The organism is Nocardia arizonensis, from assembly GCF_001310275.1.
Taxonomy (GTDB): Bacteria; Actinomycetota; Actinomycetes; order Mycobacteriales; family Mycobacteriaceae; genus Nocardia; species Nocardia arizonensis.
In genome coordinates, this window is sequence record NZ_LGYZ01000013.1 from 19,585 (window position 1) to 33,248 (window position 13,664).

General features: G+C 67.3%; 12 protein-coding genes. 9 read left to right on the forward strand and 3 right to left on the reverse strand.

The genetic code is table 11. From position 1 onward, the window contains the following. Positions 1-3: 3 nt before the first annotated feature. Together APZ21_RS02515 and APZ21_RS02520 are read right to left on the reverse strand one after the other, a co-directional pair. A complete protein-coding gene (locus tag APZ21_RS02515) occupies positions 4-804 on the reverse strand; it encodes a Cof-type HAD-IIB family hydrolase (protein WP_054811565.1) in 801 nt (266 codons plus the stop codon). Positions 805-877: 73 nt separating this feature from the next. After that, positions 878-1,660, reverse strand: a complete 783-nt coding sequence (locus APZ21_RS02520) for a hypothetical protein (protein WP_054811566.1) — start codon at positions 1,658-1,660, stop codon at positions 878-880. Positions 1,661-1,838: 178 nt separating this feature from the next. Between APZ21_RS02520 and APZ21_RS02525 the strand changes: the two genes are divergently transcribed. The 7 genes from APZ21_RS02525 (at position 1,839) to APZ21_RS02555 (ending at position 11,452) form a co-directional block, all read left to right on the forward strand. Beyond that, positions 1,839-2,816, forward strand: a complete 978-nt coding sequence (locus APZ21_RS02525; RefSeq protein ID WP_054811567.1) for an ABC transporter permease — start codon at positions 1,839-1,841, stop codon at positions 2,814-2,816. Next, positions 2,813-3,790: an ABC transporter permease gene (locus tag APZ21_RS02530; RefSeq protein WP_054811568.1), complete on the forward strand. Its 978-nt coding sequence runs from the start codon at positions 2,813-2,815 to the stop codon at positions 3,788-3,790. Before APZ21_RS02525 ends, APZ21_RS02530 begins: the two co-directional genes overlap by 4 nt. Beyond that, complete coding sequence (locus tag APZ21_RS02535) at positions 3,787-5,667, forward strand: dipeptide ABC transporter ATP-binding protein (RefSeq protein WP_054811569.1); 1,881 nt, start codon at positions 3,787-3,789, stop codon at positions 5,665-5,667. Before APZ21_RS02530 ends, APZ21_RS02535 begins: the two co-directional genes overlap by 4 nt. Positions 5,668-5,680: 13 nt before the next feature. Next, on the forward strand, positions 5,681-7,366 hold the full coding sequence (locus APZ21_RS02540) for an ABC transporter family substrate-binding protein (RefSeq protein ID WP_054811570.1): 1,686 nt from the start codon (positions 5,681-5,683) through the stop codon (positions 7,364-7,366). After that, positions 7,363-9,036 carry an ABC transporter family substrate-binding protein gene (locus APZ21_RS02545; RefSeq protein ID WP_054811571.1) on the forward strand — a complete coding sequence of 558 codons (1,674 nt, stop codon included), beginning with the start codon at positions 7,363-7,365 and terminating at the stop codon, positions 9,034-9,036. The genes APZ21_RS02540 and APZ21_RS02545 overlap by 4 nt, the downstream gene beginning before the upstream one ends. A 65-nt stretch (positions 9,037-9,101) precedes the next feature. Continuing rightward, positions 9,102-10,775, forward strand: a complete 1,674-nt coding sequence (locus APZ21_RS02550; RefSeq protein WP_054811572.1) for an ABC transporter family substrate-binding protein — start codon at positions 9,102-9,104, stop codon at positions 10,773-10,775. Continuing rightward, entirely contained in the window at positions 10,772-11,452 is a 681-nt protein-coding gene (locus APZ21_RS02555; protein WP_239476461.1) for a hypothetical protein, read from the forward strand. The genes APZ21_RS02550 and APZ21_RS02555 overlap by 4 nt, the downstream gene beginning before the upstream one ends. A 19-nt stretch (positions 11,453-11,471) precedes the next feature. Here APZ21_RS02555 and APZ21_RS02560 read toward each other — a convergent pair whose 3' ends face one another. Then, positions 11,472-11,894 carry an NUDIX hydrolase gene (locus tag APZ21_RS02560; RefSeq protein ID WP_162240292.1) on the reverse strand — a complete coding sequence of 141 codons (423 nt, stop codon included), beginning with the start codon at positions 11,892-11,894 and terminating at the stop codon, positions 11,472-11,474. Positions 11,895-12,005: 111 nt separating this feature from the next. Between APZ21_RS02560 and APZ21_RS02565 the strand changes: the two genes are divergently transcribed. Both APZ21_RS02565 and APZ21_RS02570 read left to right on the forward strand, forming a co-directional pair. Next, entirely contained in the window at positions 12,006-12,722 is a 717-nt protein-coding gene (locus APZ21_RS02565; RefSeq protein WP_054811574.1) for a FadR/GntR family transcriptional regulator, read from the forward strand. Positions 12,723-12,746: 24 nt separating this feature from the next. After that, positions 12,747-13,424 (forward strand): sterol desaturase family protein, encoded by a 678-nt coding sequence (locus APZ21_RS02570; protein WP_054811575.1) that lies wholly within the window; start codon positions 12,747-12,749, stop codon positions 13,422-13,424. Positions 13,425-13,664 lie beyond the last annotated feature (240 nt).

Consider the following 13,664-nt stretch of genomic DNA (forward strand, 5'->3'; position numbering starts at 1 on the left):
GGCTCACAACCACCAGCGTTCGAGGATCTGGGCCACGCCGTCGTCGCTGTTCGCGCCGGTGATCTCGTCGGCGGCGGCAATGGCCTCGACGTGCGCGTTGGCCATCGCGACACCGTGTCCGGCCATGGTAAGCATCGGCACGTCGTTGGGCATATCGCCGAAGGCGAGCACCGAGGAATGTTCGATGCCGAGCCGCAGGGCGACGGCGGCAAGACCGGACGCCTTGGTGACTCCCGGCGCGGACAGTTCGATCAGCCCGAGGTCGGTGGAGTAGGTGATGTCGGCGCGGCCGTCCACCAGCGGCGCCAGCTTGGCGCGCATATCGCCGCTGCGCGCGCCGGGCAGCCGGATCAGCATCTTGATCGCGGGCGAGTCGATGACCTCGTGCCGGGCCACGGCGGTGTCGTCGGGATTGAGCCAGGCGTGCTGGTATTCCGGCGAACTCACGAACTGCGGGGTCACCGCGTCGTGCGCCGTGGCGCCGACCCGTTCGGCGGCGAGTCCGCAACCGGGCAGCACGCGCTCGGCGATATCGGCGAGCCAGGACAGGGTTGGCACGTCGAGCGTCCGGCTCGACAGCACCTTGTCGGTGGCGCTGTCGTAGATGACCGCACCGTTGCCGCATACGCACAGCGGGGCGTAGCCGAGTCCGTCGACCACCGGGTCGATCCAACGTGGCGGTCGACCGGTCGCCAGGACGAACGGCACGCCGTCGGTGATCAGCGCGTCGACGGCGGCCTTGGTGCGCGCGGTCACCCGCTCGTCGTGATCGATCAGGGTGCCGTCCACATCGGTGGCCACCATTGTCGGTTTGGGCAGGTGCAGGGGTGTCACCTATTCCATCCTGCCGGAAATCGCCGTCGACGCGCGCGCGACCTCACCAGCTCGGCGGACGCTGCCATGTGACATCGCCGGAGTTCGCACCCGGCTGCGGTATGGGCGCGGGCGTGTACTCGGCCCCCGCGCCGGACACGTCCGGCGCGGAATAGGCGGGCGAGGTCTGCGGATAGCCGGGCTGCGGATAGGCGGCCTGCGGATAGGCGGACTGGAGATCGCCGGGCTGCGGATAGGCAGCTTGCGGATAACCCGGCTGGGGATAACCCGGCTGCCCGTAGCCGGGAGCGCCCGCGGGCGGCGGGCGATGCGCCAGCCAGCGTCCGGTCGCGGGTACCAGCGCCAGGACCAGTGTGGCGATCGGGAACACCATGCCGATGACACCGCCGAGACCGCTGCTGAGCGGGGTGCTCGCGCCCGCCGGGGCCGACACCACGAAGATCAGGCTCGCGATCTGCGATATGACGGTGAGCACGCACCCGGCCGCGATCAGGGCCCGGCCCATCGACTTGCGGTTGAACAGCAGCAGCGAGCCGACGCCGAGCATGATCGCGATGACCAGACTCACCACTCCGACCACGACCAAGAAGTCGTAGTAGTCATCGTTGCCGAGCAATCCGGTGGAGTCGTAATCGGAGTACCGCGAACCGAATTCGCTCAGCCCCATCCAAATGCTGAACCCGCCGCCGAGCACGTTCGCGACGAATCCGAGAATCGCCAGGATGCCCGCGGTGATCGCCGTGCCCGCGTTCGGCACCGCTCGGGGCAGACCGTAGGCCGGCGGATACGGGTCGTAGGCGCCCGGGTACTGCTGCGGATAGGACATGGTCTCCCCCTCCCGCGCCGCCGCACGCGGCGCATGTCGTAGGCAAAGAATAGGTCAGTCCGGGTTCGCGCGGCGGACATGCCGTCACGCGTGTGGCATGCGCGACCGCCGTGCGCGTCCCTATGATCGGGACCTACCATTCGACGCTGGCCCGACCAGCCGTAGGACCAGAGGACTGATGACCGGCTTCCTGCTACGACGCGCTCTCAACTATGTCGTGCTGTTGCTGCTGGCCTCCTTCCTGACGTTCAGCCTGGCATCGCTGACGTTTCGGCCACTGGACAGCCTCGAACAGCGCAATCCGAGGCCACCGCAGTCGGTCATCGACGCCAAGGCCGAACAGTTACACCTCGACGATCCGATCCCCGAGCGCTACGTGAGCTGGCTGAAGGGCATTCCGCACGGCGATTTCGGCACCACGCTGGCCGGTCAGCCGGTGAGTCAGGAACTGGGGCGTCGCGTCGCGGTGAGTCTGCGGCTGCTGATCATTGGTTCGGTGATCGGCACCGTCCTCGGCGTGCTGATCGGCGCGGCGGGCGCGATCAGACAATACAAATTCAGCGACTACTTCACCTCGATCGTGTCGCTGCTGATCCTGAGCACCCCGATCTTCCTGCTCGCGACGCTGCTTAAATACGGTGCGCTACAGGTCAATTCGTCCACCGGCTCGCAGTTCTTCCTCTACACCGGGGAAACCTCGGCGAATCGGATCGACGGACTGTGGCCGCAATTGCTCGACCGCCTGCAACATCTGGTGCTGCCCACCGCCGCACTGGCCCTCGGCGGCATGGCCGGTTACAGCCGCTATCAGCGCAACGCCATGCTCGACGTGCTCCAGAGCGATTTCATCCGCACCGCACGCGCCAAGGGACTCACCCGCAACCGAGCGCTCTACAAGCACGGACTGCGCACCGCGCTCATTCCGATGGCCACCCTGTTCGCCTACAGTCTCGGCGGGCTCATCACCGGCGCGACCTTCACCGAGAAGATCTTCGGCTGGCACGGCGTGGGCGAATGGCTGGTCGACTCGATCAACGCGCAGGATCTGTACGTGGTGGTGACGGTGACGGCCTTCGCCGGACTCGTGGTGCTTGTGTCGGGTCTGCTCTCCGATATCGTGTACGCGATTCTCGACCCGAGGGTGCGTGTGGGATGACCGAAGCCGAGATCATCGTCCAGGGCGCGCCCGAGGTCGCGGGCGTGGGCCGCGGGAAACTGGTGCTGCGCCGGTTCCTGCGCAACAAGCCCGCCGTCGCGGGCGGGGCGGTGCTGATCCTGCTGTTCGTCGCCTGCTACGCGCTGCCGCCGCTGCTGCCCTACGACTACCAGGAACTCGACAACACCGCGCTGATAAAACCGCCGAGCGCGGAACATCCCTTCGGCACCACCCAGATCGGCCAGGACGTTCTCGCGCAGACCCTGCGCGGACTCCAGAAGTCGCTGGTCATCGGCATGTGCGTGGCGCTGATCTCCACCGCCATCGCGGCCACGACGGGCGCGGTGGCCGGACTGCTCGGCGGGTGGGCCGACCGGGCCATCATGTGGTTCGTCGACCTGCTGCTGGTCGTGCCGAGTTTCATCATCATCGCCATCTTCGCGCCGCGCACCAAGGGCAGCGGCTCGATCGGACTGCTCATCATCCTGCTCGCCGTCTTCGGCTGGATGATCAGCGCGCGCATCGTGCGCGGTCTGACCATGAGCCTGCGTGATCGCGAATTCGTCCGCGCCGCACGCTATATGGGCGCGCCGACGCATAAGGTGATCCTCACCCATATCGTGCCGAACATCGCCTCGATCCTCATCATCGACACCACCCTGGCCGTCGGTGCGGCGATCATGGCCGAAACGGGGCTGAGCTACCTCGGATTCGGCGTGCAACCGCCCGATGTCTCGCTCGGCTCGCTCATCGCGGCGGGCACCCGGTCGGCGTGGACCTATCCGTGGCTGTTCATGTTCTCCGGCGGGGCGCTCATCATCACCGTGGTGTGCGCGAACCTGGTCGGCGACGGCCTGCGCGACGCCTTCGACCCGAGCGCCGAGCGGGCGCGCGCGCGGCGCGCGAAAGCGTGGGTCCCGAACAACACGAAGAAGGCGGTCACCACGAATACGGAAGCGAAGGCGACGCGATGACCGGCGCACAGTCGACCGCGCCGCTGCTCGAGGTCTCCGACCTGCGGGTGTCGTTTCCCAGCGAAGAAGGCCGCATCGACGCGGTGCGCGGGGTGAACTACACCGTGGCCGACGGCGAGATCCTCGCGATCGTCGGCGAATCCGGCTCGGGCAAATCGGTGTCCTCGCTCGCGGTGATGGGACTGCTGCCCGAGCAGGCGCGCGTCGCCGGTTCGATCCGCATGCGCGGGCGGGAATTGCTCGGCCTCGGCGACCGGCAGATGTCACGGTTGCGCGGCAGCGCGATCAGCATGGTCTTCCAGGATCCGCTCTCGGCGCTGACCCCGGTCTACCGGGTGGGCGACCAGATCGCCGAAGCGCTGCTCGCGCACGGGAATATGGGCCGCAAAGCGGCCGCGGCCAAGGCGGTCGAATTGCTGCGGTTGGTCGGTATCGAGGACGCCGAAGTGCGCGCCGAGTTGTTCCCGCACGAATTCTCCGGCGGTATGCGCCAACGGGTGGTGATCGCGATGGCGATCGCCAACGACCCGGCCCTCATCATCTGCGACGAACCGACCACCGCACTCGACGTGACGGTGCAGAAGCAGATCCTCGACCTGCTGCGCAAGGCGCGCGACATCACCGGCGCGGGCGTGGTCATGATCACCCACGACATGGGGATCGCGGCGACGCTGGCCGACCGGATCGCGGTCATGTACGCGGGCAGGATCGTCGAAACCGCCGCCGCGGCCGAACTGTTCGAATCGCCGCGGATGCCGTACACGGTGGGTCTGCTCGGCTCGATCCCGCGCATGGACGGCCCGGCCCGCGCACCGCTCATCCCGATCGTCGGCGCACCGCCCGCCATGCACGATCTGCCGCCGGGCTGCTCCTTCGCCCCGCGCTGTCCGGTCGCGATCGACGAATGCCGGGCTGCGGAACCGCCGCTGGAGATGATCGCTCCCGGTCACGGCGCCGCGTGCATTCGCACCGCAGAGGTCGGCAGCGCCGACCTGTTCGCCGCCTACCGCGGCGAAATCGCGCCCGCGGCCGCCCTTGCCGACGGCGGTGGCAACGGCGGCGGCGAGGGCAACGGCAACGCCGACGTGGTGCTGAAGGTCTCGGATCTGCGTAAGAGCTTCCCGATCACCTCGGGTGTGGTGTTCCGCCGTCGCAAGGGCGAGGTCCGCGCGGTGGACGGCATCAGTTTCGAGGTGCGCTCGGGCCGCACGCTGGCCCTGGTCGGCGAATCAGGATCGGGCAAGTCGACCACCCTGACCCAGATCATGGATCTGGCGCGGCCGCAGGCGGGCGCCATCGAGTTCAATGGCCGCGACGTCACGACCATGACCAGGGCGGACAAGCGCGAGGTGCGCCGGAAGATGCAGATCGTCTTCCAGGATCCGACGGCATCGCTGGACCCGCGCCTGCCGGTATTCGACGCGCTGGCCCAACCGCTGCGCATCGACGGGCGCTCGCGCGCCGAGATCGCCGAGCGGGTGCCGCGGCTGCTGCGCCAGGTCGGGCTGCGTCCCGAGTACGCCGAACGCTATCCCGCGGACTTGTCCGGCGGCCAGAAACAGCGCATCAGCATCGCACGCGCCCTTGCCCTCGACCCTGAACTGCTCGTACTCGATGAACCGGTGTCCTCGCTCGACGTCTCCATCCAGGCCGGTGTGCTGAACCTGTTGCGCGAGTTGCAATCCGAACGCGGACTGTCGTACCTGTTCGTCTCCCACGATCTGTCGGTGGTGCGCAATCTCGCGCACGACATCGCGGTCATGTATCGCGGCAAGATCGTGGAATCCGGTCCGGCCGAGCAGATCTTCGCCGCACCGTCGCACGATTACACCAAGGCGCTGATCGACGCGGTACCCGTCCCGGTCGTCAGCGGGTAACCCAGGAGATCACATGCGGATTCGCTCGAACCGGCTCGGATTGGCCGCCGTCGCGGTGACCGCGGCACTGCTCGCGCCGGGATGCGGTTCGGGCGCAGACGATTCCGCGGCCGGACTGTCCGACAGCCTCGGCAGCACCAGCGACGTCAACCCGCACGGCCGCGACGAGATCCGCGAGGGCGGCAATCTGCGCCTTGCCGCGACCAGCTACCCCGCCAACTGGAACACCCTGTCGAACGACGGCAACGACGGGGAGATCGCCGATATCGAGCGCCCGCTCATGCCGCGCGCCTACCAGGTCGACGCCGCGGGCCAATTGACGATCGACCACAACTATTTCACCGATATCCAGCTGACGGGCGCGGATCCGCAGCAGGTCACCTACACCATCAATCCGAAAGCCACCTGGTCCGACGGGACGCCGATCACCTGGGAGGACATCGCCTCGCAGGCGAACGCGCTCTCCGGCCGCGACAAACGGTATCTGATCGCCATCACCAACGGATTCGAATTCGTCGACCGGGTCGAACGCGGCGTCGACGACCGCCAGGCGGTGCTCACCTTCCGGCAGCCCTACGGTGAATGGCGCGGGCAATTCGCGGGCAATGCCTCGCTGTTCCCCAAGTCGGTGACCGAATCGCCCGAGGCGTTCAACAAGAGCCTGGTGGACGCGATGGGGCCGACGGCTGGTCCGTTCGTCGTCCAGTCGACCGACCGCGGCCAAGGCCGTATCGTGCTCGGGCGCAATCCGAAATGGTGGGGCGACACCCCGAAACTCGACACCATCACCTTCAGCGTGCTCGACCGCGCGGCGTGGGTCGGGGCGTTGCAGAACAACGAGATCGACCTCGTGGCGCTGGCCTCGGCCGACGACGTGAAGTCGGTGCGCGCCACCCAGGGCGTGGCGGTACGGCGCGCACCGGGTAATCGCTGGCGCCACATCACCTTCAACGGCGCGCCCGGTTCGATCCTGGCCGATCCGGCGGTCCGGGTGGCGATCGCGGGCGCCATCGACCGGCGCGGCATCGCCGTGGCGATCCAGAACGGTCTGGTGGAGAATCCGCAGCCGCTGAACAATCACGTCTTCCTGCGCGGACAGGAGGGCTACCAGGACAATTCCGCGCCCGTGTCCTACGACCCGGATCGGGCCGCGCGCGAACTCGACGCGCTGGGCTGGAAACTCGAAGGCGACGTGCGGGTGAAGGACGGCCGCCGCCTCGAGATCCGCGACGTCATGTACAACGATCAGATCTGGGTGCAGATCGCGCAGATCGTCCAGCAGAATCTGGCGCGCATCGGCGTGAAACTGACCATCGACACCCGACCCGGCGCGGGTTACTTCACCGACGTCATCATTCCGGGCGATTTCGACGCCGCGCAGTTCGTCTTCCAGGGCGACGCCTTCCCGTTGAGCAGCATCCCCCAGATCTACTACTACGATCCCACCGATCTCCAGGGCAATTACGGCCGGATCGGTTCGCCCGCGCTCAACGACCTCATCGATCGCACGATCGCCGAACTCGATCCGCGGCGGGCGATCGAACTCGCCAATCAGGTCGACCGCGCGGTATTCGCCGAAGGGCATTCGCTGCCGTTGACCCAGTCCGAGGGCAATTACGGCGTCCGCGCCGATCTCGCGAATATCGGCTCCCCCGGACTCGCGTCCTACGACTACACCAAGATCGGATTCCTGAAATGACAGTACGCGCCGTGCGCGTGGCGGGCGCCGTGCTCGCCGTCGCGCTGACACTCGGCGGCTGCGCCGCGGGCGAGGAAGACTATTCCGACGGCGCGACCGGTTCGCTCGGCACGACCAACGACGTCAATCCCAAGGACACCGGCGAATTGCGCGACGGCGGCAATCTCCGCCTCGCCATCACCGCGCTGCCGGAGAACTGGAACACCCTGTCGGTCGACGGCAACGACGGCCAGATCGCGGGCATCGAACGCCCGACCATGCCGCGCGCGTACCGCACCGACGCGGCGGGCAAACTGTCGATCGATACCGACTACTTCACCGATATCCGGTTGACCGGAACCGATCCGCAGCAGGTCACCTACACCATCAATCCGAAGGCGGTTTGGTCCGACGGCAGCCCCATCACCTGGGAGGATCTGCGATCCCAGGCCGCGGCCATGAGCGGGGCGAACAAGGAATTCCTCATCGCCATGACCTTCGGCTTCGATCGGGTGGCCGAAGTCACGCGCGGCGTCGACGACCGGCAGGCCGTCATCACCTTCTCCCAGCCATATTCCGAATGGCAGGGGCAGTTCGCGGGCGAGGCGTTCCTGTATCCGAAATCGGTGACGGCGACCCCGGAATCGTTCAACAAGGGTCTGATCAACGGCGTGGGACTCACCGCGGGGCCGTTCATCGTCCAGTCGGTCGACCGCGCGCAGAAGCGCGTCGTGCTCGCCCGCAATCCGAAATGGTGGGGCGACACCCCGAAACTGGACACCATCACCTTCAGCGTGCTCGACAGCTCCGCCTTCGTACCCGCTTTGCAGAACAACGAGATCGACGCGGTCGGACTCGGCTCGATCGATGACGTGCGCACCGCGAAGACCACCCCAGGTATCGCGATCCGCCGGGCCGCCAGCAATTTCTGGACCCACCTGCGCTTCAACGGCGCGCCCGGTTCGATTCTCGAGGACGCGCGACTGCGCGTGGCCATCTCGCGCGCCATCGACCGGCAGGGCATCGTGAACGCGACCCTCAACGGCATGGTGGAGAATCCGACGCCGCTGCACAACCACGTGTATCTCCAGGGCCAAGAGGGCTACCGGGACAACAGCATCGCCTTCGATCCGGCCGCCGCGGCACGCGAACTCGACGAACTCGGCTGGAAACTCAACGGCGAGGTGCGCGAGAAGGACGGGCGGCGACTGCGCATCCGCGACGTCATGTACAACAGCCAGGGCTGGGTCCAGGTCGCGCAGATCATCCAGCAGAATCTGGCCCGGGTCGGCGTCGAACTGATCATCGACACCCGGCCCGGCCAGGGTCTGTTCACCGATGTGATCCAGCCGGGTGATTTCGACCTCGCCCAGTACTCGCTGTCCGGCGACGCCTTCGCCATCAACGACCTCGCCCAGCAGTTCGCCTACAACCCGGGCGATATCCAGGGCAACTACGGGCGCATCGGGTCGCCGGAACTCAACGCCCTCATCGAACGGACCACCGCCGAACTCGATCCGGGGAAGGTGACCGAACTCGCCAACGAGGTGGACCGTATGGTCTGGGCGGAAGGACATTCGCTGCCGCTCTACCAGACGCCCGGACTCGTCGGGGTGCGCGCCGATCTGGCCAATTACGGCGCGGCCGGACTCGCCTCCTACGACTACACGAAGATCGGCTTCCTGAAATGAGGCGGGGGCGGTAACCGCACCGGGCCTGCCCGTCACCGCGCATCGCATCGTCGAAAGGAGTATCGGTGAGGACCGATTCATCGCGCACAGGCATACGCCTGGCGATACCCGTCCTGGCGATCGGGCTGATCGTGGCGGGCTGTTCGGCCGACACGACGGCGCCATCGGGCAGCAATGCCATCGGCTCGAGCACCGATATCAACCCGCGCGAGCGCGAGGAGATCCGCGACGGCGGCAATCTGCGGCTGTCGCTGGACGCGTTCCCGGAGACCTTCAACACCCTGCATGTCGACTCGGACGGTAATGCCTCGGAGGTGACCTCGTGGGTCATGCCGGGCACCGCCGAGGCGACGGCGGCCGGTGACATCGTGGTCGACCACAACTTCTTCACCGACGTCCAGTTGACCGGCGCCGACCCGCAGCAGATCACCTACACCATCAACCCCGCGGCGGTGTGGAGCGACGGAAAGCCCATAACCTGGGAGGACCTGGCCGCTCAGGCCGGTGTCATGAACGGGCTCGACCCGGCGTACAAGGTCGGCTACACCCAGGGCTACGACCGCGTGGCCAAGGTCGAACGCGGCGTCGACGACCGGCAGGCGATCGTCACGATGGCCAAGCACTACGCCGAATGGCGGGGGCTGTTCAACCCTCTGTACCCGAAGTCGACCACCGAGTCGCCGCAGGCGTTCGAATCCCTGGACCGCGGCGGGCCGCACGCCTCGGCCGGGCCCTTCGTGATCTCCTCCATCGACCGGGCACAGCAGCGCATCGTGCTCAACCGCAATCCGAAGTGGTGGGGCGAGACTCCGAAACTGGAATCCGTCACCTTCAGCGTGCTCGATGATTCGGCCCGGCTCACCGCCGTGCAGAACGACGAACTCGATTCCGCCCCGATCGCGGGCATCAGCGAGGTGACCGCGGCGACCGGATCACCGGGCCTGGTGGTGCGGCGCGCGCCCGCGCTGAGCTACACGCATATGACCTTCAACGGCGCGCCCGGGTCGATCCTCGAGGATCCGCGGCTGCGCGTCGCGATCGCCAAGGGCATCGACCGCCAGGCCATCGCCAGGGCATTGCTCGCGGGGGTCGTGGCGGCGCCCGAGGCGTTGAACAACCACCTGTACATCCAGGGCCAGAAGGGCTACCAGGACAACGCACAGGCCGTCGCCTTCGATCCCGGCGCCGCGGCCGCCGAACTCGACGCGCTCGGCTGGAAACTCAACGGCTCGGTCCGGGAGAAGGACGGGCGCAGACTCGTCCTGCGCAATGTCATGTACCAGGCGGAGACGTGGTCGCAGGTGGCGCAGATCGCCCAGCAGAATCTGGCCGGGATCGGCGTCGAGCTCCAGATCCAGAGCTACCCGGGCAACGGCCTTTTCACCGATGTCATCTTCCCCGGCAACTTCGACATCGCGAACTTCACGTGGGGCATGAGCATCTTCCCACTGGGCGCGCTGCGGCAGGTCTACACCTATGATCCGAACAACATGCGCGGCAATGTCGGGCGTATCGGGTCGCCGGAGTTGAACGATCTCATCGAACGGACCATCTCCGAACTCGACGCTGACAAGGCCATGCGGATGGCGAACGAAGCCGACCGGATGATCTTCGCCGAGGGCTTCTCGCTGCCGCTGTACCAGTCCCCCGGCACGGTCGCCCAGCGCGACAATCTGGCGAACTGGGGCGCGTTCGGTCTGCAGTCGGCCGACTACACCAAGGTCGGCTTCCTGAAGTGACCCACAGACCGGGCCGGGCGCTGACCTATCCGGTCGCGGTGACCTCGGGCGCGATCGCGGTATGTCTGGCGATCGCGCCCTTCGCCGATACGGACCAGCGCGCGGCGCTCGCCGTGGTGGTGATCGCCATCCTCGGCTACAGCGGCCTGCGGTTCGGTACCGCGCTCGGGCTGCTGCCCAACGGCCTGGCCGGGGAGGCGACGGTGCTGGTCCGGCGGGTGCGCAATCAGCACCGGCTGGTCAGCCGCTCCTGGTTGGAAATCACCGAACCGGAAGCGTCCGAGGCGCGTTCGCGGGCGACGCGCTGGCTACCGGTCTATTTCGATCCGGCGCTGCTCACCCTCGTCGAATCCGCCGGCGAGGTGGGCGAGCGGGCCATTCGCGCCGAGGGTGTGCGTCTGTACCCATCCGGCCGGGCGCGCACCTGCGAACCGCCGGGCCGTCTACTGGACAATCCGAGCAGGCCCGATCCCGACGCCGCGGTCAAAGCCGCGGCCGCCACCGCATACGGCCGCCGCCTGCTGCTCGACGCCCAGTCGACGGTGGCCGCGCCGTTCGCCGGCCTGTTGTGGGTCTACGTGATGGACGGCGGGGTCACGGCCTTCGGCGGCGCGACGGTCGTCGCGGCCGCGGGCGCCGTATGGCTCGCGGCCATCGGCGGCTCCGACCCCTCCTGACCGCCGCCGAGCACCGAGATCACGACAGCAGGCCGAGGGCTTCGGCATTGTCGAGTGCCTTGCGGACGTGCCACACCAGCGGGACGTGCACCGCCTCACGGTAGGTCATCCACTCGAATTCGTAGTGTTCGGGTGTCGTCAGGCTGACGTCACGGTCGACTTCGTTCTCGAAGCATACGAAGGTGATCGTGTGGACGTCGATATCGCCGCAGTCGACGAAATGCGTGAGTTCGTCGGCGACCAGGACGTCGAGTCCGGTCTCCGCGCCGACCTCACGACGAGCGGCCTGCGCGGGCGTCTCCCCCGGGCCGACCGAACCACCCGGGATATCCCATAGATCTCCCATAACCCCCCGCGGATTGCGGTGCAGCAGCAGCACTTTGCCGGTACGGATCGGCAGCGCGTGCGCGATCCACCGTTGCTCGCCGTGATGTCTCGTCATGGCCATTCCCTCCTCCCGCCTTCGAGTCTGCCACGCCGCGGGCGACCGTGGACGGCATCCGAATTGGTCTGACCACTTGACCAACTGACCACCAGGGCGCACAGTGAGGGCATGGCACTGCAACCCGTGGTCAAGCGGTCGGTATCGGCGGAGGTCTTCGAACAGATCGCCGCCGAAGTCCTCAGCGGGGAACTCACCCCCGGATCGACCCTGCCGAGTGAACGTCAACTCGCCGAAGCGCTCGGCGTCTCGCGGCCCGCCGTACGCGAGGCGCTGCAACGGCTGGCAGCCGCCGGTCTCGTCGCCGTCCGTCAAGGCGACGCGACCACGGTGCTCGACTACCGGCGCGGCGCGGGCCTGGAAGTACTGCCGCGGTTGCTGATTCGGAACGGCACACTCGAACCCGCTGTCGCGCGCAGCATCCTGGAGGCGCGCCTGCACAACGGGCCCAAGGTCGCTGAACTGGCCGCCGAACGAATCGGCGCCGCCGACGCCCTACGCGCCGAATTCGACCGGATACTGGACGCACTCGCGGCCGACGCCGATCCCGTCGCCCGCCAGCGCCTCGCCCTCGAATTCTGGGATCACGTCATCGACGCCGCCGATTCCATCGTCTTCCGGCTCATGTTCAACATGCTCGGCGCGGCGTACGAGCCCGCGCTCGTCGCCCTGGCGCCCATCATGTCCGCCGAGGTCGGCAATACCGCGGGATACCGCGAACTGGCCGCCGCGATACTCGCGGGCAAACCGAGACAGGCCGCCAAATCCGCGCGCACCCTGCTGGAACCGGCCACCCTCGCGCTGCTCGAAGCGCTCGGCGAACGCTGATCACCATCGCGACAAGGAACTACGATGACACGCACCCATATCACCGCGAACGACTCCCCGTCCCGCGCGCTACGCCGCGGATTCGGACTCACCGACGCCCTACGCGAATTCCGCCGCCATCCCTCCCCGTGGATGATCGCGACGGTGCTGGCGCTCACACTCGCCGCCCGAATCGCGGTCGGCGACTGGCAGATCAGCGACGCGCTGCTGCCGTTGATCGCGCTCGCCGTCTTTCCTGTCTTCGAATGGGTGGTACACGTGATGGTGCTGCACTGGCGGCCCAAGCGGGTCGGACCGGTCACCCTCGACAGCGAACTCGCGCGTAAACACCGCGCCCACCACAGCGATCCGCGCGATATACCGCTGATCTTCATCCCCACCCGGTCGCTGGTGGTGATCATCGCGGTACTACCGGTGATCGCGGCATTCGCCTTCCCGCGAATCGGACTCGGACTGACCTTCCTGCTCACCGTGACCGTGCTCGGACTCGGCTACGAGTGGACCCACTACCTCATCCACAGCGACTACAAACCGAAGCGGGCGCTGTACCGCGCGGTGTGGAAGAACCACCGCCACCACCACTACAAGAACGAGCACTACTGGTTCACGGTCACCAGTTCCGGCACCGCCGACCGACTCTTCGGAACCCACCCCGATCCGGCGACCACGCCCACGTCCCCAACAGCACGACAACTGCACTAGCTGTATCTATGGCCGCGACTTCGTCGCGGCGGGTTCGCGGCCGTGTCTCTGGCCGCGCCTCCGGCACGGCGGGGTTCGCGGCCCCTTGAGTCTCGCGCCCGAGCGGCCGATACTCGCTCCTTCGTCGCATCGTCTCGACCACTCGGACGCGAGACGGCCGCGAACTGGGGCTCTGGCCGCGACTTCGTCGCGGCGGGTTCGCGGCCCCTTGGGTCTCGCGCCCGAGCGGCCGATACTTGC

What these genes read in the sequence shown, in the direction of transcription:
- APZ21_RS02520 (WP_054811566.1), bottom strand. Translation starts at nt 1,660, where the DNA reads ATGTCCTATCCGCAGCAGTACCCGGGCGCCTACGACCCGTATCCGCCG.
- APZ21_RS02560 (WP_162240292.1), bottom strand. Translation starts at nt 11,894, where the DNA reads ATGACGAGACATCACGGCGAGCAACGGTGGATCGCGCACGCGCTGCCG.
- APZ21_RS02565 (WP_054811574.1), top strand. Translation starts at nt 12,006, where the DNA reads ATGGCACTGCAACCCGTGGTCAAGCGGTCGGTATCGGCGGAGGTCTTC.
- APZ21_RS02545 (WP_054811571.1), top strand. Translation starts at nt 7,363, where the DNA reads ATGACAGTACGCGCCGTGCGCGTGGCGGGCGCCGTGCTCGCCGTCGCG.
- APZ21_RS02530 (WP_054811568.1), top strand. Translation starts at nt 2,813, where the DNA reads ATGACCGAAGCCGAGATCATCGTCCAGGGCGCGCCCGAGGTCGCGGGC.
- APZ21_RS02570 (WP_054811575.1), top strand. Translation starts at nt 12,747, where the DNA reads ATGACACGCACCCATATCACCGCGAACGACTCCCCGTCCCGCGCGCTA.
- APZ21_RS02525 (WP_054811567.1), top strand. Translation starts at nt 1,839, where the DNA reads ATGACCGGCTTCCTGCTACGACGCGCTCTCAACTATGTCGTGCTGTTG.
- APZ21_RS02535 (WP_054811569.1), top strand. Translation starts at nt 3,787, where the DNA reads ATGACCGGCGCACAGTCGACCGCGCCGCTGCTCGAGGTCTCCGACCTG.
- APZ21_RS02515 (WP_054811565.1), bottom strand. Translation starts at nt 804, where the DNA reads ATGGTGGCCACCGATGTGGACGGCACCCTGATCGATCACGACGAGCGG.
- APZ21_RS02540 (WP_054811570.1), top strand. Translation starts at nt 5,681, where the DNA reads ATGCGGATTCGCTCGAACCGGCTCGGATTGGCCGCCGTCGCGGTGACC.